The sequence below is a fragment of the Delftia sp. RIT313 genome, from assembly GCF_000632165.1.
Classification (GTDB): domain Bacteria; phylum Pseudomonadota; class Gammaproteobacteria; order Burkholderiales; family Burkholderiaceae_C; genus Comamonas; species Comamonas acidovorans.
This window is the reverse complement of record NZ_JFYT01000090.1, coordinates 94,231-119,735: the sequence shown is the minus strand read 5'-3', so window position 1 is coordinate 119,735 and position 25,505 is coordinate 94,231. Positions and strand designations below refer to the sequence as shown.

General features: G+C 66.1%; 17 protein-coding genes. 8 read left to right on the top strand and 9 right to left on the bottom strand.

Features of this window, described 5'->3' with window-relative positions:
• Positions 1-4 precede the first annotated feature (4 nt).
• From BW39_RS26050 to BW39_RS26040, 3 genes are all read right to left on the bottom strand, one after another.
• The gene (locus BW39_RS26050) at positions 5-952 is read right to left on the bottom strand and encodes a bestrophin family protein (protein ID WP_012207174.1); all 948 of its coding nucleotides are present in this window, start codon (positions 950-952) and stop codon (positions 5-7) included.
• Between the two features lie 123 nt (positions 953-1,075).
• A complete protein-coding gene (locus BW39_RS26045; RefSeq protein WP_235264287.1) occupies positions 1,076-3,331 on the bottom strand; it encodes an IPTL-CTERM sorting domain-containing protein in 2,256 nt (751 codons plus the stop codon).
• Positions 3,332-3,738: 407 nt separating this feature from the next.
• Positions 3,739-4,440 carry a response regulator transcription factor gene (locus tag BW39_RS26040; RefSeq protein ID WP_013800907.1) on the bottom strand — a complete coding sequence of 234 codons (702 nt, stop codon included), beginning with the start codon at positions 4,438-4,440 and terminating at the stop codon, positions 3,739-3,741.
• A 168-nt stretch (positions 4,441-4,608) separates the two neighbouring features.
• Between BW39_RS26040 and BW39_RS26035 the strand changes: the two genes are divergently transcribed.
• The 3 genes from BW39_RS26035 to BW39_RS26025 all read left to right on the top strand — a co-directional run bounded on the left by BW39_RS26035 (position 4,609) and on the right by BW39_RS26025 (position 10,075).
• Complete coding sequence (locus BW39_RS26035; protein WP_043825040.1) at positions 4,609-6,588, top strand: sensor histidine kinase; 1,980 nt, start codon at positions 4,609-4,611, stop codon at positions 6,586-6,588.
• Complete coding sequence (locus tag BW39_RS26030; protein WP_043825039.1) at positions 6,576-8,645, top strand: sensor histidine kinase; 2,070 nt, start codon at positions 6,576-6,578, stop codon at positions 8,643-8,645. Before BW39_RS26035 ends, BW39_RS26030 begins: the two co-directional genes overlap by 13 nt.
• A 113-nt stretch (positions 8,646-8,758) precedes the next feature.
• Positions 8,759-10,075: a tetratricopeptide repeat protein gene (locus BW39_RS26025; protein ID WP_043825037.1), complete on the top strand. Its 1,317-nt coding sequence runs from the start codon at positions 8,759-8,761 to the stop codon at positions 10,073-10,075.
• A 10-nt stretch (positions 10,076-10,085) separates the two neighbouring features.
• Here BW39_RS26025 and BW39_RS26020 read toward each other — a convergent pair whose 3' ends face one another.
• Positions 10,086-10,694, bottom strand: coding sequence for an HNH endonuclease (locus tag BW39_RS26020; protein ID WP_012207180.1), 609 nt, complete (start codon positions 10,692-10,694; stop codon positions 10,086-10,088).
• Positions 10,695-10,851: 157 nt separating this feature from the next.
• Between BW39_RS26020 and BW39_RS26015 the strand changes: the two genes are divergently transcribed.
• The 4 genes from BW39_RS26015 to BW39_RS26000 all read left to right on the top strand — a co-directional run bounded on the left by BW39_RS26015 (position 10,852) and on the right by BW39_RS26000 (position 17,326).
• Complete coding sequence (locus tag BW39_RS26015; RefSeq protein WP_043825036.1) at positions 10,852-11,901, top strand: bifunctional riboflavin kinase/FAD synthetase; 1,050 nt, start codon at positions 10,852-10,854, stop codon at positions 11,899-11,901.
• Between the two features lie 105 nt (positions 11,902-12,006).
• Positions 12,007-14,862: an isoleucine--tRNA ligase gene (gene ileS / locus BW39_RS26010; RefSeq protein ID WP_043825034.1), complete on the top strand. Its 2,856-nt coding sequence runs from the start codon at positions 12,007-12,009 to the stop codon at positions 14,860-14,862.
• 20 nt (positions 14,863-14,882) lie between these two features.
• On the top strand, positions 14,883-15,398 hold the full coding sequence (gene lspA, locus BW39_RS26005; RefSeq protein WP_013800899.1) for a signal peptidase II: 516 nt from the start codon (positions 14,883-14,885) through the stop codon (positions 15,396-15,398).
• A gap of 263 nt (positions 15,399-15,661) precedes the next feature.
• Complete coding sequence (locus BW39_RS26000) at positions 15,662-17,326, top strand: Na/Pi cotransporter family protein (RefSeq protein WP_013800898.1); 1,665 nt, start codon at positions 15,662-15,664, stop codon at positions 17,324-17,326.
• A gap of 6 nt (positions 17,327-17,332) precedes the next feature.
• Here BW39_RS26000 and BW39_RS25995 read toward each other — a convergent pair whose 3' ends face one another.
• Together BW39_RS25995 and BW39_RS25990 are read right to left on the bottom strand one after the other, a co-directional pair.
• Complete coding sequence (locus tag BW39_RS25995) at positions 17,333-18,175, bottom strand: NUDIX hydrolase (protein ID WP_052155431.1); 843 nt, start codon at positions 18,173-18,175, stop codon at positions 17,333-17,335.
• Positions 18,172-19,152, bottom strand: coding sequence for a quinone oxidoreductase family protein (locus tag BW39_RS25990; protein WP_034396808.1), 981 nt, complete (start codon positions 19,150-19,152; stop codon positions 18,172-18,174). Before BW39_RS25990 ends, BW39_RS25995 begins: the two co-directional genes overlap by 4 nt.
• Before the next feature lie 136 nt (positions 19,153-19,288).
• On the opposite strand from BW39_RS25990, the gene BW39_RS25985 reads away from it, so the two are divergent.
• Positions 19,289-20,191 carry a DMT family transporter gene (locus BW39_RS25985; RefSeq protein ID WP_043825032.1) on the top strand — a complete coding sequence of 301 codons (903 nt, stop codon included), beginning with the start codon at positions 19,289-19,291 and terminating at the stop codon, positions 20,189-20,191.
• On the opposite strand, the gene BW39_RS25980 is transcribed toward BW39_RS25985, so the two are convergent.
• The 3 genes from BW39_RS25980 to BW39_RS25970 form a co-directional block, all read right to left on the bottom strand.
• Entirely contained in the window at positions 20,166-22,916 is a 2,751-nt protein-coding gene (locus tag BW39_RS25980; RefSeq protein WP_043825030.1) for a bifunctional diguanylate cyclase/phosphodiesterase, read from the bottom strand. The genes BW39_RS25985 and BW39_RS25980 overlap by 26 nt on opposite strands.
• A gap of 186 nt (positions 22,917-23,102) precedes the next feature.
• The gene (locus tag BW39_RS25975) at positions 23,103-23,900 is read right to left on the bottom strand and encodes an SDR family oxidoreductase (protein ID WP_043825028.1); all 798 of its coding nucleotides are present in this window, start codon (positions 23,898-23,900) and stop codon (positions 23,103-23,105) included.
• Between the two features lie 157 nt (positions 23,901-24,057).
• Entirely contained in the window at positions 24,058-25,374 is a 1,317-nt protein-coding gene (locus BW39_RS25970) for a DUF3422 family protein (protein ID WP_043825026.1), read from the bottom strand.
• Positions 25,375-25,505 lie beyond the last annotated feature (131 nt).

Below are 25,505 nucleotides of genomic sequence, written 5' to 3'. Positions count from 1 at the left end.
CGCCTCAGGTCAGCCGGTAGCCCTCCGGCCTGAGCGGTGCCGGCAGATCCGTCTCACCCAGCGTGCAGCCCAGGCTGATCTCGATGGAGCGGCAGATGGTGTCCAGCGGCAGGTCGTTGCTCTCCAGGCCAAAGGGCTCTTCGAGTTCATCGCCCAGGGCGTCGAGCCCATAGAAGGTGTAGGCCACGATGGCCACGACAAAGGGCGTCATGAAACCGGTCGTGTCCACCAGGCCGAACGGCAGCAGAAAGCAGTACATATAGGCCGTGCGGTGCAGCAGCAGCGCATAGGAGAACGGCATGGGCGTGTTGCGGATGCGCTCGCACGAGGCGGCTGCCGCCGTCATGCGCGTGAAGGTCTTGTCCATGGACGCGGCCAGGCAGGGGTCCATCTCGCCACGGCGCACGCACTGCGCCAGATCGCGGCCCATGGACATCATCAGTGCGTCGCAGCGCTGCTCCAGCGGCAGGCCCTGGAGCTGGCGCCATTCCTTGTCCACCAGCCAGCGGCCTGCGGCCACATCCTCGTGCAGCCCACGCAACTGCGTCCGCAGCAGATGCGCAAAGGCGATCGCCCGGTGCACCATGCGCACGCGCACATCGCTGCTGCGCCGGGCCGGGTCCGGATCCCCGTCGATGACGATCAGGCTCTGGCACTGGCGCGCCAGCGTGCGCGCGCAGATCACCATCTCGCCCCAGAGCTTGCGCCCTTCCCAGTAGCGGTCATAGGCGGTGTTGTTGCGAAAGCCCAGGAAGATGGCCAGCGGCAGGCCGATCAGCGTGAAAGGGATGGGCGTCACCGTGATCTTGACGTCGAACAGGTTGCCATGCACCAGAGTGATGATGGCGGCGAACACGATGTTCACGAGCAGCGTGACCTGGATACGCTGGAGCACCGAGCCCCGCAAAATCAGAAACAGCCTGAGGCCAGCGGGGCGATCACGGACGATCATGGGGATATCGCTAGGTATAAACCCTTATTCGATCACACATTGAGCAAGTCAATTGGCTGCGGCCGCGCCCAGATGAAAAAAAAGGCGCCCCGAAGGGCGCCCTGTGTCACTACCGACTGCCGGTCACAGCGGGTTGGCGCGGCGGCGGCGCACCATGCCCCAGCCCATGATGCCCATCAGGCCAGACATCAGGATCAGGCCCCATTCGGAGAGCGTGGGGATGGAGGCCGGCGACACGGCTCCTGCCACTGCGCGGGAAGCCGTGTTGTTGGCCGGGTTGGCATCTCCGGTCGCACCGGTGCTGCCCGTCAGTGTCACGGCTCCCACGGAGCTGGGCGTTCCGCTGACCGTGCAGGTCACGCTGGCGCCCGCAGGTACGGCATCACCTGCCGACCAGGCTGCATTGGCAGGGCTGATGCGGCACGCTCCCTGGCTCACACCGGCGGGCAGTCCCGTGACTGCGCACGAGGTGCCTGCCGATGCATCGACCGAACCCAGGTTCTTGCAGACAAAACTGCCGCTGTAGGGCGTGCCGGCCGTGAACGCGGTCGGCAGGCCGCTCAGATCGACGCCCATGTCGGGCACTGCAACGGTGGACACATTCATGGTCGCGGTGTTGTTCGCCGCATTCGAATCATCCGTTGCGCCCGTGATGCCCGTGACCGTGGACGAACCTGCGGCCGTGGGCGTACCGCTCACCTGACAGGTGACCGTGGCTCCCACCGGCACCGCATTGCCCGCCACCCACGCGGCATTGCCGGGGCTGATGGAGCATGCGCCTTGCGTCACGCCAGCCGGCAGGCCGGTGACGGCGCAGGAGGTGCCGCTCACGGCGTTGGCCAGGCCCTGGTTGCTGCAGGTGAAGCTGCCGCTATAGGGAATGTTCAGCGGCGAGGTGGGGGGCAGTCCGCTCAGATTGATCTGCATGTCCGGCGTTGTGGTGACCGCGATGTTCGACGTGGTCGTGTTGTTGCCCGGGGTCAGGTCGTTGTCGCCGCCCGTGGTCACCGTGACCGTCGAGCTGCCGCCTGGACCCGTCGGTGTACCAGAGACCTGGCAGACCACCGTCTTGCCCGCAGGCACCACGCCGGGCTGCATCCAGGCCGCGCCGTCTATCGTGCATTGGCCTGCCGTCACGCCAGGGGGCAGACCGGAGGCATCGCAGATGGCCTGGCCTGCGCTGGCTGCACCATCGTTCTTGCAGGAGAAGCTGCCGGTGTAGGGCACGCCGACCACGGCGGTGGGCGGGAGTCCGGAGACATCAGGCACCATGTCGCTGCTCGCCGCGGGAGCCAGCAATTGGGTCTGCACCATGGCACCGAGCAGGGTCGAGGTCAGGTCGCCTCCGATGGTGTAGTTGCCGTTGTTGATCTGGTCTGACGGCGTGCCCAAAGGAACCTTCACGGTCATCGTGAACGTGCCCGACTGCCCGGGTGCCAGGGTCCCAAAGTCGCACTGGGCAGGGTCTGAACTGCCCACGGCCGGGGCCGTGCAAGCGCCGCCATCGCCGGCCAGTGACACGAACGTGGTCGGACTGATGCCCGCATCCGTGCCCACGGGCATCGCGGGCGTGACCTTCACGTTGTTCACCGGGGTGCTGCCGTTGTTCGTATAGGTATAGGTGTAGGTGATCTCCGTGCCGTCCGCCTTGGGCGCGCTGACAGGCCCGGACGCGCTGATCCACAGTGTCTTGGGCAGGGTCGTGCCGAAGTTGTCAACGTACAGATGGCCTGCGTGGCCACCGGCACTGCAGGCCGAGGCCACGGCCTGCAGCCTGACCTTGTCGCCTACCCGCAGGTAGGCATTGCCGGGTGCGACATCGTAGGCCTGAGGGTCGGTGTAGTTCTGGATGGCACCGCCCTTGTCGGTAAAGGTCTTCCAGGGTGCTCCCGGCTCGCCGCCGTAGTGGTACTTGAAGAACAACTCCTGGGGTGAGCCCGTCAGATCCGTGGAGGTCTGGGCGTCATAGGTCTTGACCAGCGAGATGGCAAAGTAGGGGCGATCCTCGCCTCCGTGATTGCTGGCGTACTCAAGCACGGGCGCCGCGACAAATCGGATGTGGATCTTGCCGTCCTGGTCGATGTCATCTGCAGTCAGCGTCACTTCCTGGGTGATGGAACTTGCCGTATTGACCTGCTGGGTCCAGCCGGCGAGTCCCCCCGTGACCTTGCTGGACCGCGGTATCACGTTGCTGGCTGGGGTGGCGCTGTTCGCCTTGAGGTTGATACGGGCTGAGTGGGAGCCCGCCAAAGTCAGTTTGAGGGCGGACTGGCCAGCGTCGCCACGGAACAGGACTTCGTCTGCAGCGCTTTCCGAGCCGCTGGCGATTTCGACCAGATGGGACTTGGTGCCAGGTGGCTGCAGGCGCAACTCGCTCAAGCGTTTTGGATTGGCCTGGGTGCCATTGTTGGTCCAGGCCTGGGGGGTCCAGCCAGTCAGGTCCCCTGCCTCGAAGTCCCCATTCAGAAATGCCGCCTGCGCAACTGCACCCACCATTGCCAGGGTGCCGGCTGCAACCAGACTTCTGGCCTGCCTCCAGGCCTTCATGCGCGGCCCTGTGGGCCGGATATGCAAACTCTGTCTCGCCATACCATTCCTCTCTTCATGTGTGTTTGATCACGGTTGAAAACTCCGACGGCCCACGCCGTCCGCCTGCGCACGCAGCCAGCACCAAGCCGCCCAAGCGCGCGCACGCGCTTCTGCAGCAAAAAAATGGGCGAACGAATCCCTTCCGCATGCCCGGACGGCTGCGGTTCAAAAAGCTGAAATGGAGAAGAAAAAGGCGCTTAAGGCACGAACACCAGCCCTCGGCCGAACACTGCCCTCACCGGCAGGGCCAGCCCGGAGATATCCAGGGTCTTGCGGCGCAGCCGCGTCAGCTGCGATTCGATGCGGTGGAAGCCGTCATCCACATCGGCGTATCCCATGGTCTCGATCAAGGTCTGCTTGGCCACCATGGTTCCGGGGGTTGCCATCAGGCAGCCGAGCAATTCCAGCTCGCGACTGGTCAGGGCAATGATCTGGTGGTTGGGCGCGACCATGCAGGCCGAAAGGGGGTCAAGGCGCCAGGTCAGGAAAGGTGCCGCCGCCCGGGCCGGCTGGCCCGTGTTGCGGCGCAGCTGGGAGCGGATGCCGGCCACCAGCTCGTTCATGTCGGTGGGCTTGACGAAGTACTGCAGGGCGCCGGCATTGAGGCCGGCAATGCGGCTGTCCAGATCGCCGCGTGCCGTGAGCACCACGACGGGAATCTCCTGCTCGGCCAGGCGCTTGACCAGGCTCAGGCCGTCCTCGCCGGGCAGGCCCAGGTCGACGACGACCAGATCTGCCTTCTCGCGCAGTAGCTTTATGTAGAAGTCTTCTGCAGAATCCGTGCCCCAGGCATGCAAGCCAGACTTTGTTAAAAATCGACACACATTGATACGAATATCCTCGTCGTCCTCTACGACGGCGACGGTGAACTCGATCGATGGCTCTAGTGTCTGCTGCATGATGTTTGCCTATTGGTGCGCGGATTTTCATTGGGGCGAACGTCCGCCGCCATGCACGAACACTCTCGAATGCTCACAGTTCAGAGAAACACACAAAAATTTACATTTATTGCATGGATCATGGTCTCGCTCGGGTTGCTTGCATTTTTCGTGCTGAGCCCGGCGTCCATGCCTCCCCCTGACAAGGGACTGCGTCTTGGCAAGGACCTGCCCATGCAAGTGCTTGCCGATGCGGGCCGCAGCATGACCATTGAACAGGTCGCGGCCCTGCCCGATGATGCCTTCGAAACCCGGCGCACGCCTCTGAACGAGGGCTATACCCGCCATGCTTACTGGGTGAGGGTTGCCGCGCCTGCGCTTGCGCCCACAAGCGGGCTGGCCGACAACGATGCGCTGTGGCTGGAGATCACGCCCACCTATCTGGACAGGGTCACGCTCTACCAGCAGGCGCACGGCCTGTGGCAGGCGAGGGAAAGCGGTGACACCGTGCCCATGGCTCAGCGCATCCATGTGCGCCAGCTGGTGTTTCCACTGCGCGCTGGCCAGCCCTTTGTACTGCGCATCGAGACCAGCAGCGCCATGCAGCTGTACGCCACGGTCTGGCGCAGCACGGGGCTGATGGCCTGGTTGTCCAGCGTCGAGTGGGCATCGGGCGTGCACCAGGGTGTGAATCTGGTGCTGACCCTGCTGATCGCGGGCGCGGCCCTGGCCCTGCGCATGCGCAGCCTGATGGCCATGACCTTGCTGGCCTTCGTGGTGCTGACCCACAACGCCAATGTGCGCGGCTATGCCCAGCTGTGGCTGCCCGAGCCCTGGGCGCCGCATGCGGATGTCTGGGTGAGCGTGGGCGTCTTCCTGCTGCCTGCCGCGTTTGCCTGGCAGGCACGCGAGACCTTGACGCGCGGCACGGCCTGGCGCCGCATCGACCGCATGCTGGTGCTGCTGACCGTGGCACCGCTGCTGGCCGTACTCAGCATACCGACGGGGCACTACACGCAATGGGCCTGGCTGGGGGTCAGCGTGCCCTGGATGGCCAGTCTGCTGAGTGCGCTGGTGGCCTGGCAGAACCTGTTCCGCCAGGGTCCCAGCATCGTCAACCTGCTGGTGCTGATTCCCTACACGCTGCACACGGTCATGGGCATCCACGTGGCTGCGGCCTATACGGGACTGGTGTCTTCCGACATCGAGGCAGGCATGTACTGGCAGCTGGAATCGCTGCTGCTGTACATCCTCATCATCATTGCCGTGGGCGCCAGCCTGGTCGAGAAATTCCAGAACTCCATGGGCAGGCAGGCGCAGCTGGTGGAGTCGCTGGCCCGGTCGGAACATGCGCTGGAAGGACGAGTGCGCATGCGCACGGCGGAGCTGCTGCATGCGCAAAACGCGCTGCAGGCCGCCTTGCATGGCGAACGCACGCTGCGGCTGGAGCAGCGCCAGTTCTTCAACATGGTCAACCATGAGTTCCGCACGCCGCTGGCCGTGGTGGACAGCGCAGCCACCGAGCAACTGACTTTTCCGTCCACCGATATCGATTCCCAGCTGGAACGCGCAGCCCAGATCCGCCGCGCCTGCAGGCGCCTCACGGCCCTGGTGGACAACTGCCTGGTCAGCGACCGACTGGACGCGCCTGCGTTCCGGCTGCAGCTCGACCGGGTGCCCGTGATGGACCTGATCGACGATGCCGTGCAGCTCGTGCACTGGTCGCGCCGACACCATCTGAAGCTGGAGACTGCGGGCGTCCCCGCCTCCTGGGAGTGCGATCCCACCCTGGTACGGATCGCCTTGTCCAACCTCGTGGACAACGCCGTGAAATACGCCCAGGCCGGAGAAATCGCCGTATGCGCCCGCCTGGACGCACAGGGCAGGCTGGAACTCACCGTCAGCGACGAGGGCCCTGGCCTGGCGCCCGAGTTGGCGCAGCGCATCTTCGAGCTGCACGAGCGCGGAGAGCGTTCGGACCAGACCCGAGGCTTCGGCCTGGGGCTGTGGGTGGCCCGGCGCGTGGCCCAGATGCATGGCGGCGATGTGCAGGTCACGCCAGCTGCGGGCGGCGGAACCTGCTTCACGCTGACGCTGCCCAGCAGCATTCCCGAAGACAGCGGCCTTGCCACAGCTGCAACACAGCCCGCCTCGCCATGCGTATCCTGAACCTGCTGCGTATCCTGAACCGGCTGGCGCTGCCGGGCTGGCTGGTGTTTTCGCTGGTGCTGGTGGTCTGCTTCATTCTCAGCCCGGCCTGGCAGTCCCTGCCGGCAAAGCGCCTGCAGCTGGGCACGGACCTGCCCATGCTGGCGCTCGTCGATGCCCAGGGCAGCTTCACCATCGATCAGGTGGCAGCCCTGCCCGATACGGCCTTCACCCTGCTCGATACACCGCTGAACAAGGGCTATACGCGCGATGTGTATTGGCTCAAGGTGCAGGCGCCTCACATCGCCGCCGGCAAGGCAGACCCCGAGCACGATCCGCTGTGGCTGGAAATCCTGCCCAGTTATCTGGACCGCGTTGCGCTCTACCAGCACGTGGACGGCGCATGGCGCATGCGCAGCAGCGGTGATACGGCCACCGACGAACCGCGCGTGCATGTTCGGCAGCTGGTGTTTCCGCTGTACTCGGGCCAGCCCTTCATCCTGCGCGTGCAGACCTCCAGCCCCATGCAGCTGGACGCCACGCTCTGGCGCAGCAGCGGCCTGATGACGCAGTTCTCGGCCGTGGAATGGGCATCGGGCATCCACCAGGGCATCAACCTCATGCTGGCCCTGCTGATCATCGGCGCAGCCCTGGCCCTGCGCCTGCGCAATCTGGCCGCCATGGCCGTGGCCGCCATGGCCGTGCTGATCCACGGCGCCAGCGACCGGGGGTACCTGCAGATCTGGCTGCCCGACCATCTCGCGCACTGGGGCCATCTGTGCGTCAGCCTGGGCACCTTGATGCTGCCCGCCGCCCTGGCCTGGCAGATGCGCGAGCTGCTGACACGCGACACACGCTGGCGGCGCATGGACCGGGCCTTGCTTGCCCTGGGAATCATCCCGCTGCTGTGCCTGCCCAGCATACCGCTGGGCCGCTACCAGGACTGGGCCTGGATAGGGGTTGGCGCACCCTGGGCCATCAGCGCACTGTTCGCCGTGGTGGCATGGAGCAATCTGCTGCGCGAGCGTGCCAATCTGGTCCATGTGCTGATGGTGGTTCCCAGCACCATGTATGGGCTGATGGGCCTGTATGTGACGGCGGCCTATGTCGGCCTGACCAGCCTGCCGACCATAGAAACCAGCGTGTTCTGGCAGCTCAACACCTTGCTGGTCAACATCGTGATCACCGTGGCCGTGGGCGCCGGTCTGATCCAGAAATTCCGGGACTCCATGGCACGCCAGGCACAGCTGCTCGAATCCCTTGCCAAGTCCGAGCATGCGCTGGAAGAGCGTGTACGCCTGCGCACGGCCGAGCTGCTGCGCGCCCAGAACGCACTGCAAGCGGCACTGCACAGCGAACGCACGCTGCGGCTGGAGCAGCGCCAGTTCTTCAACATGGTCAACCATGAATTCCGCACGCCGCTGGCCGTGGTGGACAGCGCGGCCACCGAGCAGCTGTCCTTTCCCTCGCCCGACATCGACTCCCAGCTGGAGCGCGCCGCACAGATCCGTCGCGCCTGCAGGCGCCTGACGGCCCTGGTGGACAACTGCCTGATCAGCGACCGCCTGGATGCTCCCGCCTTCCGGCTGCAATTGCACCGCGCTCCCGTCATGGAACTGGTCGATGATGCCGCACAGCTTGTGCACTGGTCACGCCGCCACCACCTGAACCTGGACAGCGCCAATGCGCCCGCCACATGGGAGTGCGACTCCACGCTCACCCGCATCGCCCTGTCCAACCTCGTGGACAACGCGGTGAAATACGCCAAGGCCGGAGAAATCGCCGTGCGGGCGCGCACCGACGAACACGGCCGGCTGGAACTCACTGTCAGCGACCAGGGCCCGGGTCTTGCACCCGAGCTGGCGCAACGCATCTTCGAGCGCTTCGAGCGCGGCCACCGCGCCGACCAGGCCCGCGGCTTCGGCCTGGGCCTGTGGGTCGCCCGGCGCATCGCGCGCCTGCACGGCGGCGACATACAGGCAGCGCCATCAGCCCAGGGCGGCACCCGCTTCACGCTCACGCTGCCACCGCGCCCCTTGTCCGCACCGCAGGCCAAGACCTTGCAGGCATCGGCTTGAAACATGGCCGGGCGAAGAATCCACGATAATGAAAAGTTCGCCACTGGCGTGGCCTGCCGGCACATGCCGCAATCAACGCCCGCCTCTCCTTGGCCATAAACACACACCTGTCCATGAGCGCTACTTCCATCCCCGCCGACATCAACCGCAAGCACCTGGAAATGGCTCGCCAGCAGATCGCGAAAGGCGACCTGCAAAAAGCCGCCCAGACTCTGAACAAGGCTCATCGCCAAGTGCCTGATGACGCTCGCGTCTTCATGCTGGGCGGACTGATGGCTGAAAAGGCAGGGAACCACGCCAAGGCCGAGCAAGCCTTCGCACGATGCATTGAACTGGCTCCCATGTGGGGCCCGGGCTTGCTGGAGACGGCGCTCTTTCGCGCAAGGCATGGTCAGTTCGATTCAGCGATTGAATTGGCAGAAAAAGTTTCCCGCATTGAGCCCAACAATTCCCAGGTGCTTGCTGGCGTGATCGATATTGCGCACCGTGCCGGGAATCTGCAGATGGCCGTCAAGCATCTGCACCGCGGCCTTGAAATGCATCCGGGCGATGCCACACTGCGCCTGCATCTGGCCCGCGACCTGGGCAACCTGGGAGAGCATGCACAAGCCGTGCAGCTGTTGGATGCCTTGGTGCAGGAGCATCCCCTGCAACCGCAATACAGAATGGAGCGGGTAAAGCACACCGTCACGCACGGTCAAGCCGCTGAAGCCCTGGATGACATCCGTATCCTGGAAGAGAAATTCCCAGAAGATGAAACGCTGGCGTATTACGCAGCATTGGCGAAGGGAACGACCCCTGCACATCTGCCTGAGGAAATGCACCGGGCCCTGTTCGACAACATGGCAGATAGTTTTGACCAGCATCTGGTTCAGGGATTAGGCTACCAACTCCCCAAACTGGTGGCGCAGCAATTGATCGCACGGCATCCGGAAAAAGACGTCAATGTGCTCGACTTGGGCTGTGGCACCGGCTTGCTCGGACTTTGCCTTGGCACCATGCAGGGTTACCTGATTGGTGTCGACAGCTCTATCAAGATGATCGAGCAGGCAGCCAAGCATGGCATCTATGACCGTTTTCACCATGTCAACCTGCTGGACGCGTTGAGCAATACACCAGACCAGGAATACGATGTGATTACCTGCCTGGATGTACTGGTCTACATTGGCGACTCTCAACCAGTCATTCCCAATGCCGCACGCATTCTCAAGACGGGTGGCGAGTTCATCTTCTCCTGCGAGACAGCGCCAGAAGACGGTCCCGACCTGGTCCTCCAATCCAGCCAGCGCTATGCCCACAAGCGCAGCCATATCGAGGCACTGTGCAAGCAAGCCGGTTTCAGTGTGGCGACGGAAGAACTGGTGCTGCGCCAGGAAGGTGGCGAGCCGGTTCAGGGCTTTGTCGTGACGGCCACCAAGACCGCTGCCTGACGGGCCTTCATCAAGCCCACGCCACCTCGTGCGTGGGCGCACCGCCGCCCTCGGCGAATCCGTCCCGTGCCCAGCGCGAACTCCGGGGCACGTGCAGCAGCAGAAACTCCATCTGATCGGCCAGGATCCGCCGGTTGCGCAGGATGAAGTCTTCCCAGAGGCTGGGTATATAGGGCGTGTAGAGCAGCGGCATGCGCGCCTGCTCGGGCGTGCGGGCACCCTTGCGGTGATTGCAGGAGCGGCAGGCCGTCACCAGATTCATCCACTGGTGGCCTCCCCCTGCGGAGATGGGCACGATGTGCTCGCGCGTGAGGTCGTTTTCATGAAAGACCCGGCCGCAATAGGCGCAGATGCAGCGGTCGCGCGCGAACAGCTTGCCATTGGTCAGGCCGGGCTGCAGGCTGTGCGGATTGATGGCAGGTGCCCCGCGCGTGCCGATGATGCTGTTGATGTGGATGACAGACTGGCAGCCCGTGACGGCATTGTGACCACCGCGGAAACAGGCGACCTCTCCGCCGGACTCCCAGCGCACATCGTCCGCCGCGTAATGCAGCGCCGCCTGCTCCAGCGTGATCCAGGATTGGGGCAGCCCTTGGGCCGACAGCTTCAAGACCTTCACGACACGCCTCCTCTGACACCAAAGTGAACGGGAATGCAGCCAGTGCACAGGGCCTGCAAGGCAGGCCTTATCGAGGCAATATACTCTGTTTCCATGTCGGATTGACAGCCTGCGCTGGCTGCGCGCGTGCCAGCCGCTATTGAAAACAAAGCGTCCCATGAAGATTTTTCGAGGCTTCAACCATCCAGGGCGGGAATCGACCTGTGCCGTCACCATCGGCAATTTCGATGGTGTCCATCGCGGCCACCAGGCCATGCTGGCCCTGCTGTCGGCCGAGGCTGCACAGCGCGGCGTGCCCACCTGCGTGCTGACCTTTGAGCCCCATCCGCGCGACTACTTCGCCCAGACCCTGGGACGGCCTGAGATTGCCCCGGCGCGCATAGGCACGTTGCGCGACAAGCTGTCGGAGCTGGAGCGCTGCGGGGTGGACCAGACTGTGGTTCTGCCTTTCAACCAGACGCTGGCCAGCCAGTCGCCGCAGGCCTTCATCGACGAAGTGCTGGTGGCGGGCCTTGGCGCGAAATACGTGCTGGTTGGCGACGACTTCCGCTTCGGCACCCAGCGTGCGGGCGACTACGCCATGCTGGATGCGGCGGGCCAGCGCCAGGGCTTTGACGTGGCCCGCATGAACAGCTACGAGGTGCACGGCCTGCGCGTGTCCAGTACCCATGTGCGCGCAGCCCTGGCCGAGGGGCGCATGCAGGACGCCGCGCGGCTGCTGGGCCATCCCTACACCATCTCCGGCCATGTGGTGCACGGCCGCAAGCTGGGCCGCAGCCTGGCCGAGAGCCGCCAGGGCGCGGGCGACGGCTTTCGCACGCTGAACCTGCGCTTCAACCACTGGAAGCCTGCGGCCAGCGGCATCTTCGCCGTGCTGGTCCATGGCCTGAATGAACGACCGCTGCGCGGCGTGGCCAACCTCGGCGTGCGCCCTTCCCTGGACCCGACGGATGTCAACGGCGGGCGCGTCCTGCTGGAAACCCACTGCCTCGATTGGCCCGGCGCGCCGGGAGGCGAAGAGGCCTACGGTAAAATCATCCGCGTGGAACTTCTGCACAAACTGCACGACGAGCTGAAGTACGACAGTCTCGACGCCCTCACCGCCGGCATCGCCAAGGACTGCGATGACGCGCGCGCGTTCTTCGCCACCATCCACACGCCCATCTACACCGAGACCCGTCGCCAGACCACGCGCGACCGAATTTGACGCTCTCCGTCACCTGCCCGGGCGCGGGTGCGCACCAGGCTTCCCTCCCCTTTTTCCGTGCCTGGACCAGACGGTCCGGGCTCTGGCCTGCTTTCAAGGTTCTCCATGTCTGATTCGAAAGTCTCCCCCAACGCCAATGCGGGCTATCGCGCCACGCTGAACATGCCCGACACGCCCTTCCCCATGCGCGGCGACCTGCCCAAGCGCGAGCCGGGCTGGGTCCAGGAATGGGAGGACAAGGGGCTCTACAAGAAGCTGCGCGACGCGCGCCACGGTGCGCCCAAGTTCATCCTGCATGACGGCCCGCCCTACGCCAACGGCAAGATCCACATCGGCCACGCGGTGAACAAGGCGCTCAAGGACATGATCGTCAAGAGCCGCCAGCTCGAAGGCTTCGACGCGCTGTACGTGCCGGGCTGGGACTGCCACGGCCTGCCCATCGAGAACGCCATCGAAAAGCTGCATGGCCGCAACCTGCCGCGCGACGAGATGCAGGCCAAGAGCCGCGCCTTCGCCACCGAGCAGATCGCCCAGCAGATGGTGGACTTCAAGCGCCTGGGCGTGCTCGGCGACTGGGACCATCCCTACAAGACCATGAACTACGCCAACGAGGCCGCCGAGCTGCGCGCCCTCAAGCGCGTCATGGAGCGCGGCTTCGTCTACCGCGGCCTCAAGCCCGTGTACTGGTGCTTTGACTGCGGCTCCTCGCTGGCCGAGTTCGAGATCGAATACGCCGACAAGCAAAGCCAGACGCTGGACGTGATGTTCCCCACGGCCGAGCCCGACAGGCTGGCAGCCGCCTTCGGCCTGCCCTCGCTGGCAAAGCCAGCCTTCATCGTCATCTGGACGACGACGGCCTGGACCATCCCCGCCAACCAGGCGCTCAACGTCAACCCCGAGCTGGAATACAGCCTGGTGGACACCGAGCGCGGCCTGCTGATCGTGGCCTCGGCCCTGGTCGAGAAATGCCTGGCACGCTGGAAGCTCGAAGGCCAGGTCGTCGCCACCGCCGTGGGCAGGAAGCTGGACCACCTGCAGTTCAAGCACCCGCTGGCCGATATGGACAAGGGCTTCGACCGCGTCTCGCCAGTGTTCCTGGCCGACTACGCCACGGCCGATGACGGCACCGGCATCGTGCACTCGGCCCCCGCCTATGGCGTGGACGACTTCAACAGCTGCATGAACAACGGCATGACGCGCGAAGACATCCTGAGCCCCGTACAGGGCAACGGCGTCTACGCACCCGAGCTGCCGCTGTTCGGCGGCCAGCACATCTGGAAGGCCACGCCCGCCATCATCGACGCGCTCAAGCTGGCCGGCCGCCTGATGGACACCAAGACCATCACCCACAGCTACCCGCACTGCTGGCGCCACAAGACGCCCGTGATCTACCGCGCCGCAGCCCAGTGGTTCATCCGCATGGACGAGGGCGAGGGCGTGTTCACCAAGCCCGGCGACAAGCCCGCGCAGACGCTGCGCCAGATCGCGCTGGAAGCCATCGAGCACACCCAGTTCTACCCGGAGAACGGCAAGACCCGCCTGCGCGACATGATCGCCGGCCGCCCCGACTGGTGCATCTCGCGCCAGCGCAGCTGGGGCGTGCCCCTGCCCTTCTTCCTGCACAAGGACAGCGGCGAGCTGCACCCGCGCACCATGGAGATCATCGACCAGGCGGCCGCCATGGTCGAGCAGGGTGGCATCGAGGCCTGGAGTCGCGTGACGGCCGAGGACATCCTGGGCGCCGAGGAGGCCGTGCACTACACCAAGAGCACCGACATTCTCGAAGTCTGGTTCGACTCCGGCTCCACCTTCTGGCACGTGATGCGCGGCACGCACGCCGACATGCACCACGACCAGGGCCCCGAGGCCGACCTCTACCTGGAAGGCCATGACCAGCACCGCGGCTGGTTCCATTCGTCGCTGCTGCTGGCCTCGGCCATCTTCGGTCGCGCGCCCTACCGCGGCCTGCTGACGCACGGCTTCACCGTGGACGGCCAGGGCAAGAAGATGTCCAAGTCGCTGGGCAACACCGTCGCCCCGCAGGACGTGAGCAACAAGATGGGCGCCGAGATCATCCGCCTGTGGGTGGCCTCGACCGACTACTCGGGCGACCTGGGCATCGACGACAAGATCCTGGCCCGCGTGGTGGATGCCTACCGCCGCATCCGCAACACGCTGCGCTTCCTGCTGGCCAACGTCAGCGACTTCGATGCTGCGCAGGACTCGGTTCCCACCGAAGAGCTGCTGGAGATCGACCGCTGGGCCCTGGCCCGCGCGGCCCAGTTCCAGACCGAGCTGCTGGCCCACTACAAGGTCTATGAATTCCACCCCGTGGTGGCCAAGCTGCAGCTGTTCTGCTCGGAAGACCTGGGCGGCTTCTACCTGGACGTGCTCAAGGACCGCCTGTACACCAGCGCGCCCAAGAGCCTGGCCCGCCGCAGCGCCCAGACCGCCCTGCACCAGATCACGCATGCCATGCTGCGCTGGATGGCGCCCTTCCTGTCCTTCACGGCCGAAGAAGCCTGGAAGGTCTTCGGCGACAGCGAGTCCATCTTCCTGGAGACCTACACCGACCTGCCGGCCGGTGACGAGGCCCTGCTGGCCAAGTGGGCGCGCCTGCGCGAGATCCGCGACGTGGTGAACAAGGACATCGAGGCCGTGCGCACCGAAGGCCGGGTCGGCTCCTCGCTGCAGGCCGAAGTCAGTGTCTCGGCCCAGCCCGAAGACCTGGCCCTGCTGCAAAGCCTGGGCGACGACCTGAAGTTCGTCTTCATCACCTCGGCGGCCGAGGCCCTGGCAGGCGAGGCCCTGCAGGCCGCCGTTACACCCAGCAGCCACGCCAAGTGCGACCGCTGCTGGCACTACCGTGCCGACGTGGGCATCAACCCCGAGCACCCCAGCCTGTGCGGCCGTTGCGACAGCAACCTGCACGGTGCTGGCGAAGAGCGCCACAAGGCGTAATCAACCCCTGAGGCGCTGCCATGACCCCTACCTTTGCTGCGGTCCCCGAATCCCGCAACAGCCGCATCTGGCCCTGGCTGGCCTGGTCGCTGGCGATCATCGCCATCGACCAGCTCACCAAGCAGTGGATCCTTGGTGCCTACCAGCTGGGCGACTGGACGCCGATCACGGGCTTCTTCAACATCGTGCGGGCCCACAACACGGGCGCGGCCTTCTCGTTCCTGGCCGGTGCGGGCGGCTGGCAGCGCTGGCTGTTCGTGGGCATCGGCGTGGCGGCCACGCTGCTCATCGTCTGGCAGTTGCGCAAGCATCCGGGGCAGAAGCTGTTTTGCTTCTCGCTGGCCAGCATCCTGGGCGGCGCCATCGGCAACGTGGTGGACCGCCTGCAGCACGGCTACGTGGTGGACTTCCTGGACTTCTACTGGGGCCGTTCGCACTTTCCGGCCTTCAATGCCGCCGACATCGCCATCAGCGTGGGCGCGGGCCTGCTGATCCTGGACGAGGTGCTGCGCGCACGGCGGGCCAAAAGAACCTGATCCCCGCCGCGGCGCACGCCACGACAGCCAGCCCAGCCCCTCCTGCGAGGGGCTTTTTCATGGAGGCTGCCGCCAACTGCGTGCCGACGGGCTTTCTCCTCGGGTTTTCCTGAGTGCGTTTTTGGTCAACCGAAATTCTTTTTGATTCGTTTTATTTCTACAATTTTCTTTATTTCGCACCAAACTGTGCGCTCATGCGGCCGACTCTCCTGCGCGCAAGCCGGGACCGGGGTTATATTGGTCCGCTTCTCCGCTCACAGCACATGAAGCACTTACTCAATCTACTGGCCGCCATCGCCCTGCTGGTCTGGGGCACGCACATGGTCCGCACCGGCGTGCTGCGGGTGTTCGGCGCCAACCTGCGCGACCTGCTCGCCCACAGCATGAGCAACCGTTTCTCGGCTGCGCTGTCGGGCTTGGGTGTGACTGCGCTGGTGCAGTCGAGCACGGCCACCTCGCTGATGACCTCGGCCTTCGTGGGCCAGGGCCTGATCTCGCTGCCGGCCGCGCTGGCCGTGATGCGTGGCGCCGACGTGGGCACGGCGCTGATGGCCGTGCTGTTCTCCACCGACCTGTCCTGGCTGTCGCCGCTGTTCATCTTCGTGGGCGTGGTGCTGTTCATCACACGCCAGGACACCACGGCCGGGCGCATAGGCCGCGTGCTGATCGGGCTGGGCGTGATGCTGCTGGCCCTGCGCCTGGTGGTCGAGGCCACCGAGCCGCTGCTGGAAGCCCCCGCCGTGCGCACCCTGCTGGGCTCGGTCACCAGCGATATCTTTATGGAGTTGCTGCTGGGTGCGCTGCTGGCCGTGATGGCCTATTCCAGCCTGGCCATCGTGCTGCTGATTGCGGCCATGGCCAGCTCGGGCGCGATTCCCATGGAAGTGGCGCTGGGCCTGACGCTGGGCGCCAATATCGGCAGCGGCCTGGTGGCCGTGCTGACCACGGCCAAGTCCAGCACCGAAGTGCGCCAGGTCACCATCGGCAACATGCTGTTCAAGATCATGGGGGTGGCCATCGTCGCGCCCTTCCTGGGGCTGTGGGCCACCTACGTGATGCCGATGATCGACGGCAAGGGCCAGAACATCGTGCTGTTCCACCTGGCCTTCAATATCTTCAACAGCCTGTGCTTCATCGGCCTGACGCAGACCGTGGCGCGCTGGGTGACGGCCCTGCTGCCCAAGCCCGAGGCCAGCTCCACCAGCCTGCTGCGGCCGCGCCACCTGGACCCCTCGGCGCTGAGCACGCCGTCGCTGGCCATTTCCTGCGCCGCACGCGAGGCCCTGCACCAGGCCGACATGGTCGAGTCCATGCTGATCGGCATGCAGCGGGTGCTGGAGACCGACGACCTCAAGCTGTCCCAGGAGCTGCGCGAGCTTGAAGGCACGGTGGACGATCTGTACTCGGCCATCAAGTACTACATGACCAAGATCTCGCGCGCCGAACTGGATGAGCGCGAGGGCCAGCGCTGGACGGAAATCATCAGCTTCACCATCAACATGGAGCAGATCGGCGACATCATCGAGCGCGTTCTGCTGGACATCGAGGACAAGAAGATCAAGAAGGGCCGCCAGTTCTCCGAGGCCGGCACGCAGGAGATCCGCGAGCTGCTGCACCACCTGCTGGACAATCTGCGCCTGGCAATGAGCGTGTTCCTCAACGGCAATGTGCGCGAAGCGCAGAAGCTGCTGGAGGAAAAGGCGCGTTTCCGCGACCTGGAGCTGGCCTACTCGGCCACCCACCTGGCGCGCCTTTCCGACAACACCGTCTCCAGCATAGAGACCAGCTCGCTGCACATCGACCTGATCAGCGATCTCAAGCGCATCAACTCGCTGCTGTGCTCGGTGGCCTACCCCATCCTCGAATCGGCCGGCGCCCTGGCGCCCAGCCGGCTCAAGGAATCGGCACTGAACAAGACGGCGCGCTGAAGCGTTTCACCAGCCCAGCCAGGCCGCCAGCACCTGGGCGGCCTCGGGCGTGAAGCGGCCCTGCAGCAGCCATTCGACGAGCTGGTCGCGCTCGATCAGCGCAAAAGCCTGGACCTCGCCATCCTGGTTGCCGGGCTCCAGCGCCGGCGGTACGGTGGCGCTGAACCAGTCGATGCGCTCGCGCATGAAGCCCCGGCCCTCGGCCTCGTCACTGGGGCGCTCGAACAGCACATGGCCACCATGGCGCAGGCCCTGCAGCTCGGCCACGCGCAGGCCGGCCTCTTCCCAGGTTTCACGCTCCACAGCCTCGGCCACGGTATCGCACGCGGCCACCATGCCGCCCATCAGCGTGTCCCACATGCCTGGGTTGGTGGGCTTGTTGTCGGCGCGCTGCTGCACCCAGATGCGGCCATCGGCCGTCTCGCCCACCAGGTGCACGGCCTGGGTGGCAATGCCCAGCGGGCGCACGGCGCCGCGCTCCACGGTGGCAATGCGCTGGCCCTGGACGTTGCACACGGCCAGTTGCTCATCGCGCCAGGGGCCGCTGTGGCCCGTGGCACGCAGCACCCGGGCCAGGGCATTGAGCAGGACCGTGGCATCGCCCTGGCCTTGCAGATGCCATTGGCCGGCCTGCAGGCGCAGTGCCACGCCGTGGGCATGCATCACATCGTCCGGCAGCAGCGCGGCCAGGCCGTCTTCCAGCGAACCTGTCTCCTGCCCCGCCACCAGCAATGGCCGGCGCGGCTGCAGCGCGGGCTGGCGCGTGTCGGCGCGCAGGCGGCACAGCCAGGCCTGCACGGCCGAGTCGACCGGGTCAGCCGGATCAGTCAGGCGCTTTTGCACACTCATGGCAGCAGGATGGTGGAGCCCGTGGTCTTGCGTGCCTCCAGGTCCAGGTGGGCCTGGCGCACCTCGGCCAGCGGATAGCGCTGGTCGATATGGATCTTCACGGCACCGCTTTCCACCACGGCGAACAAATCGTCGGCCATCGCCTGGGTGGCCTCGCGGCTGGTGATGTGGGAGAACAGGGTCTGGCGCGTCACATACAGCGACTTGGCCGCCAGCACGGCAGGAGCGAAAGGCGCCACGGGGCCCGAGGCGTTGCCGAAGCTCACCAACAGGCCGAAGCGCCGCAGGCAGGCCAGCGAGCCTTCCCAGGTGTCCTTGCCCACGCTGTCGTAGACCACCTTCACACCCTGGCCGCCCGTGATCTCCTGCACGCGCTCGGCGAAGTTCTCGCTGCGGTAGTTGATGGCATGGGCTGCACCGTTGGCCAGGGCCAGCGCGCACTTCTCGTCCGAGCCCGCAGTGGCGATGAGCTGCAGGCCCAGTGCCCTGGCCCATTGGCAGGCGATCAGGCCCACGCCACCAGCCGCCGCATGGAACAGCACGGCATCACCCGGTGCCAGGCCCTCGACCGGAATGCATTTCTTGAGCAGGTACTGCGCGGTCAGGCCCTTGAGCATCATGGCGGCAGCCGTCTCGAACGCAATGGCATCGGGCAGGCGGCACACGCACATGGCGGGCATGACGCGCACTTCGCTGTAGCTGCCCGGCGGATTGCTGGCATAGGCCACGCGATCGCCCACGCCCAGGTGCTCCACGCCGGCCCCCACGGCCTCGACCACGCCTGCGCCTTCCATGCCCAGGCTCAGGGGCATGGGCAGCGAGTACAGGCCGGAGCGCTGGTACACATCGATGAAGTTCAGGCCCACTGCATGGTGGCGTATGCGTACCTCGCCTGGCCCGGGCTCGCCCACGGCGACCTGCACCAGCTCCAGGACTTCGGGGCCGCCGTTGTGGCGGATCTGCACTGCAATACCCATGGGAGCACTCCTGAAAAAAGCGACAAGAGCGGCATCGTGCCATGTTTCGGCCCGCCTCGCGGAAGACGGCAACGCATGCTCGGCGCAAAGAGCGCGCAACGCCTATAGTGGCGAGCCCGAAAGCCGGATGATCCCGATGAGCCAGCCGCTGAAGCCTTCCACCGCCGCCATCCTGACGCTGCCGCCGCTGCTGTGGGCCGGCAATGCCATCGTGGGCCGCATGGTCCATGACCTGATCTCGCCCTTCGCGCTGAATTTCCTGCGCTGGGCCATTGCCTTCATGCTGCTGCTGCCGCTGGCGGGATGGGTGCTGCGCCGGGACAGCGCCCTCTGGCCGCAGTGGCGCCAGTTCGCGCTGCTGGGATTGCTGGGCATCGGCTGCTACAACGCCCTGCTGTACCTGGCGCTGAAAACATCGACGCCGCTGAACGCCACCCTGGTCGGCTCCAGCATGCCGGTGTGGATGCTGGCCGTGGGCCGCATCTGCTGGGGCATTGCCGTGAGCCGCCGCCAGTTGCTGGGGGCCGCGCTGTCGGTGCTGGGCGTGGCCGTGGTGCTGTCACGCGGCGATCCGCAGGTGCTGCGCCAGCTGCAGCTGGTGCCGGGCGACCTGTTCATGGTGCTGGCCACGATCCTGTGGGCCTTCTATACGTGGCTGCTGTCCAGGACCAGCGTGTCAGGACAGCTGCGCGCGGACTGGTCGGGCTTTCTGCTGGCACAGATGGTCTTCGGCCTGATGTGGTCCGGCCTGTTCACGGGACTGGAGGCCGCATCGGGACGGTTTCACCTTCAGGCAGGGTGGCCGCTGCTGGGCGCCCTGCTGTTCATCGCCGTCGGGCCGGCCATCCTGGCCTATCGCTTCTGGGGCCTGGGCGTGCAGCGCAGCAGCCCTGCGGTGGCGGGCTTCTTCGGCAATCTGATGCCCCTGTTCACCGCCTTGCTGTCCATTCCGCTGCTGGGCCAGACGCCGCAGCTGTACCACGGGCTGGCCTTCGCGCTCATCGTGGGCGGCATCATGGTGTCTTCGCGCCGGGGATAGCCTTTGGCAGGCCATGCGCCACGGTGCGCACGGGCACCTTGGCCAGCAGCTGCTCGAACGCGCGTATGGGCACGGGCGGGCTGAACAGATAGCCCTGGAAATACTCGCAGCCGTAGTGCGCGAGCAGGGCGCGCTGCTCCAGGGTCTCCACGCCTTCGGCGATCACATCCAGGTTCAGGTTGCGCGCCATGCCGATGATGGTCTGCACGATCACGTCATCGGTATGGCGCAAGCCCAGGTGGCGCACGAAGGACTGGTCGATCTTGAGCTGGTTCAGCGGCAGCTGGGTGAGATAGGTCAGCGAGGAGTGACCAGTGCCGAAGTCATCCATGGAAAAGCACACGCCATGGCTGCGCAGCTGCTTCATCTTGTCGATGGACTCCTGCACGTTCTCGATCACCAGCGACTCGGTCAGCTCCAGCTTGAGCAGATGGGGCGCAATGCCGGCATTGCGCACCTGCTCGATGACCTGGGAGGCAAAGTCCTGGTGCCGGAACTGGCGGGCACTGACATTCACGGCCACCTGCAGATGGCGCAGCCGCGCATCCTTTTGCCAGATCGCCAGTTGCTCGCAGGCCGTGCGGATCACCCACATGCCCAGCGGCACGATGATCTCGCTTTCCTCGGCCACGGCAATGAACATGCCGGGCGGCACCAGGCCGCGTTCGGGGTGGCGCCAGCGCAGCAGGGCTTCGGCGCCTATGACCTCGCCGGCCAGCGTGAACTGGGGCTGGTAGTGCAGTTCGAACTGGGACTGCGCCAGGGCCTGGCGCAGGTCGCCTTCCATGCGCACGCGCTGGTGGATTTCCACCTGCATCTGCGGATCGAAGAAGCACAGGCCGCTGCCGTTGCGCGCCTTGATCTGGTACATGGCGATGTCGGCCTGCTTGAGCAGCTCGGCCGCCGACTGCGGCTGGCGGCCGAACAGCGTGGCGCCAATGCTGCAGGCGCTGCGGTGCAGATGGGCGCCCAGCACATAGGACTGGTTGAGCCGCGCCAGGATCTTCTCGCCAATGCGCTGGGCCAGCGTGGCCGCCTCGGCAGGCTCGTGCGACAGCTCGCAGAGCATGACCACGAACTCATCCCCCCCAAGGCGCGCCACCGTGTCCGAAGATCGCACGGCGCTGCGCAGGCGGTGCGCCACCTGCTGCAGCAGCTGGTCGCCCACTTCGTGGCCCAGCGTGTCGTTGAGCATCTTGAATTGGTCCAGGTCCAGGAACAGCAGCGCCCCGGTCCAGCCTTCGCGTGCGGCCAGCACCGTGGCCTGGGCCAGGCGGTCCAGCAGCAGGCGGCGATTGGGCAGGCTGGTCAGCGGATCGTAGAAGGCCAGGCTCTCGATCTCGGCCGTGGCCAGCCGGATATCGGTGACATCGTTGTAGGTGATGACCACGCCGTCCTCGGCGGCCAGCCGTGCCGTCATCTGGACAAAGCGGCCGCTGGGCAGTTGCTGCTCAAAGGGCACGCCAGGGCGCAGCACCAGTTGGCGGTGCAGGTCCTTGGCCTCGTCGGCCTGCGCAGGCGCCGCCGCCAGGCCCACGGCGCTGGGGCAGGAATCGAGCAGCGATTGCAGGGGCCGCCCAGGCTCCAGCTGGTCCGCGTGCCAGGGGAACATTTCCTCGTAGCAGCGGTTCCAGCGCAGCACGCGCTGCTGCGAATCCAGCAGCAGAAAGCCGCTGACCATGCTGTCCAGCGCCTGGTCCAGCCACTGCTCGGACCGCTGGGCCTGGCGCCGCGCGGCATGCAGGCGGTCCATGTAGCGGTGCACGGTCCAGCCCAGTACGGCCAGCAGCACGCCGAAGATCATCACGGCCAACACCATCAGCCAGGCAGCCACGCGCCAGCCGGCCAGCACGGAGGACATGGGCAGGCTGGCCGTGACCCACAGATGTCCCTTGGGCAGCGGATGCGCAGCCACCAGGGCGGGCACGCGGCTCAGGCGTGCGGCCATGTGCATGACGCCGCTGGACGGCAGCTGCGACGTCGTCGGCAGCAGCCGCACAGCGGCGACATCGCCATACTGGGGCATGGACAGCAGCAGCTCGCCGCTGCCCTGCTCCAGCGTGACCTCCAGGCCATCCAACACGCCGCCCTGGGCCAGCACGGCGCCCAGCGCCGCAGCCGGCACCTGCATCAGCACATAGCCGCCCTGCTCTGCCCGGCTCAGGGGCCGCACCAGGTACAGCATGCGTTCGCCACCCGGCACCTGCGGCGCGACGGAGGGTGGACTTGCCAGCAATTCGGAGCGGCTTTGGCCCGCCAGGCGCTCCCAGGCCTGCGCAGGCAGGTCGATGACCGGGCCATCGCCCGAAGCGGCCAGTTCCCGGCCCTGGATATCGTGCACCGAGGCGCGCTGCGCCAGCGTGTTCTGCCGCACCATGGTGTGCAGCATTTCCTGCAGTTGCGGCTGCGATGCCGATGCGGGGTTGCGCGAACCCAGCAGTTCGTCCACACCCAGCGCCAGGGCATCCAGGGATTCCAGGCTGCGGCTGATGGCCGCCTCGGTGCCCAGCACAAAGCGCACCAGGCGCAGCGAAGCCTCCTCCTGCGCCGTGGTCCGCATGCCGCTGAGCAGCCAGACCATGGCGGCCGCCAGGGCCACCGTCAGCAGCACCAGCATCAGCGCCAGGGTATGGCGCATGCGCGCAGGGCTTGCGGCCGCTGCCGGGCCGGGCGCGCGGACGGGGTCGGCCGCCGCCCAGTCCGTCTGATGGGACTGGCCCGTCATCTCCGGGCTCCCTGCATGGCGTTTGGAATGGGCAGGCTGCGGCAAGGCCGCTGGCCACGATGCAGGAACGGGACTGTCAAGGCTGCACCTGCCCATGGACCGCTCGGCACTGCGCAACCATGCAAGGGACCATTTCCCGGGCCTTGCCGGCCCTGGACCCGTTCATGGAGGCAGTGCACCGGCGCATCAGAAGGTTCCTGCGTACAGGCCGCCGTCGGGCAGGATGTTCTGACCCGTCATGTAGCCTGCGTGCGCGCTGCACAGGAAGGCGCAGATGGCGCCGAATTCATCGGGCGTGCCGAAGCGGCGGGCCGGTACCTGGGATTGCTGCACCAGGCGCACATCGTCCAGGCTCTTGCCGCTCTTGTTGGCGGCGGCCGTGAAGGTGGTGCGCAGGCGATCGGTGTCGAACTTGCCGGGCAGCAGGTTGTTGATGGTCACGCCCTTGGCCGCGATGCCGCTGCGCGCCAGGCCCGCCACAAAGCCGGTGAGGCCGCTGCGCGCGCCATTGGACAGGCCCAGGATGTCGATGGGCGCCTTCACGGCGCTGGAGGTGATGTTGACGATGCGGCCGAATCCGCGCGCCGCCATGCCGTCCACCGTGGCCTTGATCAGCTCGATGGGCGTGAGCATGTTGGCGTCCACGGCCTTGAGCCAGGCCGCGCGGTCCCAGTCGCGGAAATCACCGGGCGGCGGGCCGCCGGCATTGGTGACGACGATGTCGAAATCCACGCCCGGGCCGCCGGCTGCCGACAGCACGGCGGCGCGGCCTTCCTCGGTGGTGATGTCGGCCGCCACGGCCAGCACCTTCACCTTCGGCGCCAGGGCGGCGAGGCTGGCCGCAGCCTCCTGCAGGGCCTCGGGATTGCGCGCATTGATCACCAGGTTCACGCCCTCTTGCGCCAGCGCCTTGGCACAGCCAAAGCCCAGTCCCTTGCTGGCGCCACATACCAGGGCCCACTTGCCCGCGATTCCCAGATCCATGTCTCACTCCTGAACAAAAAAAGCCTTGCTCGATCCTTGCAGAACGGCAGCGCACATTGTGCGCGAGGCTTCGATGCTTTCACGCCAAACGTGTGAAAACGCGAAAACGCCGGTGCAGGGGAAAACAGGCGCAGGGGCGGGGCTGCAGGAGCTCCCTTCAGTGCGTGCCGGACCCGTGCTGGCCACGGAACAATCTGTGGTGCAGCCTGCGCAGCGACCACCATACGCCCAGTGCCACCACGGGAATGGCGAAGGCGGCCGTGCTCTCCGGCGACCAGGGCCAGCCCAGCGTCTTGGCGCCCTTGGCCAGGTAGCTGATCAGGCCCGTGAAGTAGTAGGTGATGGCGGCCACGGACAGGCCTTCCACCGTGGACTGCAACTTCAACTGCATGTCCTGGCGCTGGTTCATGGCGCCCAGCAACTGCTGGCTGCTTTGCTGCTGCTCGATCTCCACCCGCGTGCGCAGCAGGCTGCTGACGCGCGAGACGCGCTCGGACAGCGCGTTCTGCCGCCGCGCTGCCCATTCGCAGGTGCTGCGCGCCGGCGTCAGGCGCCGGTCCATGAACTCGCGGATGGTCTGTATGCCGTCGATGCGCGATTCCTGGATGTCCTGAATGCGCTTGTCCACCAGTTCGAAATAGGCCGCGCTGGCGGAAAAGCGCGAATGCGTGGTGGCGTATTCGCTCTCCACCTGCCCGGCCAGGCGTGTCAGCCGGTCCAGCAGTGCCGGCTCGGCATCGCGGTCGGCAAGACGGATGGAATGGGCCAGGGCCGCAAGATCCCGCTCGGCCGTGGCCAGTACGGCAGCGGCCTGGCGGGCTGCCGGCAGGCCCAGCAGGGCCGCCATGCGGTAGGTCTCGATCTCCAGCAGCCGCTGCACCAGCCGCCCCAGGCGGCGTGGCGACAATGACTCGCCGGCCAGCAGCAGCATGCGCGAGAAGCCATCGGCATGGATGGCGAAGTCGGTGTAGACCTTGCCTGCATCGCCGGCAACGCGCGCACCCACCAGCGTGTCTTCCTGCAGCAGGTGGCGCACCAGATGCGGCTCATTGATTGCCTGCTCCTGCAAGGCCCACAGGTGCAGGCCGCTCAGGCACTGGCCGGGCAAGGCCGCCAGCCAGTCGCGCGGCACGTAGTCGATGGCGGCTTCGGGCTCGCGCACATCGTCCATGCCGGCCTGCGACATGGGCTTGCTGAAGGTCCAGCAGACGAACTCCGTGTGCAGTTCCCAGCGCAGGTGAAAGGCGCCCAGGTCGATCAACACATGGGTGGTCGCCGCATCGGGCGGCGGCAGGTGGTGGTTGCGCAGCAGGGTGGCCACATGGGCGCGGCTGGCCTCGCGCTGGGCCGCATCGGTGAGCATCACCACGTGGGTGATGGCCAGCGGCGCCTGCATCTCCTCGGCGGGGCGGGCGTGGATCTCGTTGTGCAGCAGCACGCGCTGCGGGTGCTGGGATGACAGTAGTGGGGACATCGTGACCTCGAAAGACTGCGCGCTATTGTGCAGTCACGGGCGCGTCGGCTCCCAGGCATCCGGGATCAACAGCTTTCCACCGGCATCGCTTGTTGACCAAAAAAAACGGCCCCGAAGGGCCGTCAAGCAAC

What these genes read in the sequence shown, in the direction of transcription:
- BW39_RS26030 (WP_043825039.1), top strand. Translation starts at nt 6,576, where the DNA reads ATGCGTATCCTGAACCTGCTGCGTATCCTGAACCGGCTGGCGCTGCCG.
- BW39_RS25975 (WP_043825028.1), bottom strand. Translation starts at nt 23,900, where the DNA reads ATGGATCTGGGAATCGCGGGCAAGTGGGCCCTGGTATGTGGCGCCAGC.
- BW39_RS26050 (WP_012207174.1), bottom strand. Translation starts at nt 952, where the DNA reads ATGATCGTCCGTGATCGCCCCGCTGGCCTCAGGCTGTTTCTGATTTTG.
- BW39_RS25980 (WP_043825030.1), bottom strand. Translation starts at nt 22,916, where the DNA reads ATGACGGGCCAGTCCCATCAGACGGACTGGGCGGCGGCCGACCCCGTC.
- BW39_RS26000 (WP_013800898.1), top strand. Translation starts at nt 15,662, where the DNA reads ATGAAGCACTTACTCAATCTACTGGCCGCCATCGCCCTGCTGGTCTGG.
- BW39_RS26015 (WP_043825036.1), top strand. Translation starts at nt 10,852, where the DNA reads ATGAAGATTTTTCGAGGCTTCAACCATCCAGGGCGGGAATCGACCTGT.
- BW39_RS26035 (WP_043825040.1), top strand. Translation starts at nt 4,609, where the DNA reads ATGCCTCCCCCTGACAAGGGACTGCGTCTTGGCAAGGACCTGCCCATG.
- BW39_RS25985 (WP_043825032.1), top strand. Translation starts at nt 19,289, where the DNA reads ATGAGCCAGCCGCTGAAGCCTTCCACCGCCGCCATCCTGACGCTGCCG.
- ileS (WP_043825034.1), top strand. Translation starts at nt 12,007, where the DNA reads ATGTCTGATTCGAAAGTCTCCCCCAACGCCAATGCGGGCTATCGCGCC.
- lspA (WP_013800899.1), top strand. Translation starts at nt 14,883, where the DNA reads ATGACCCCTACCTTTGCTGCGGTCCCCGAATCCCGCAACAGCCGCATC.
- BW39_RS25995 (WP_052155431.1), bottom strand. Translation starts at nt 18,175, where the DNA reads ATGAGTGTGCAAAAGCGCCTGACTGATCCGGCTGACCCGGTCGACTCG.
- BW39_RS26040 (WP_013800907.1), bottom strand. Translation starts at nt 4,440, where the DNA reads ATGCAGCAGACACTAGAGCCATCGATCGAGTTCACCGTCGCCGTCGTA.
- BW39_RS25990 (WP_034396808.1), bottom strand. Translation starts at nt 19,152, where the DNA reads ATGGGTATTGCAGTGCAGATCCGCCACAACGGCGGCCCCGAAGTCCTG.
- BW39_RS26025 (WP_043825037.1), top strand. Translation starts at nt 8,759, where the DNA reads ATGAGCGCTACTTCCATCCCCGCCGACATCAACCGCAAGCACCTGGAA.
- BW39_RS25970 (WP_043825026.1), bottom strand. Translation starts at nt 25,374, where the DNA reads ATGTCCCCACTACTGTCATCCCAGCACCCGCAGCGCGTGCTGCTGCAC.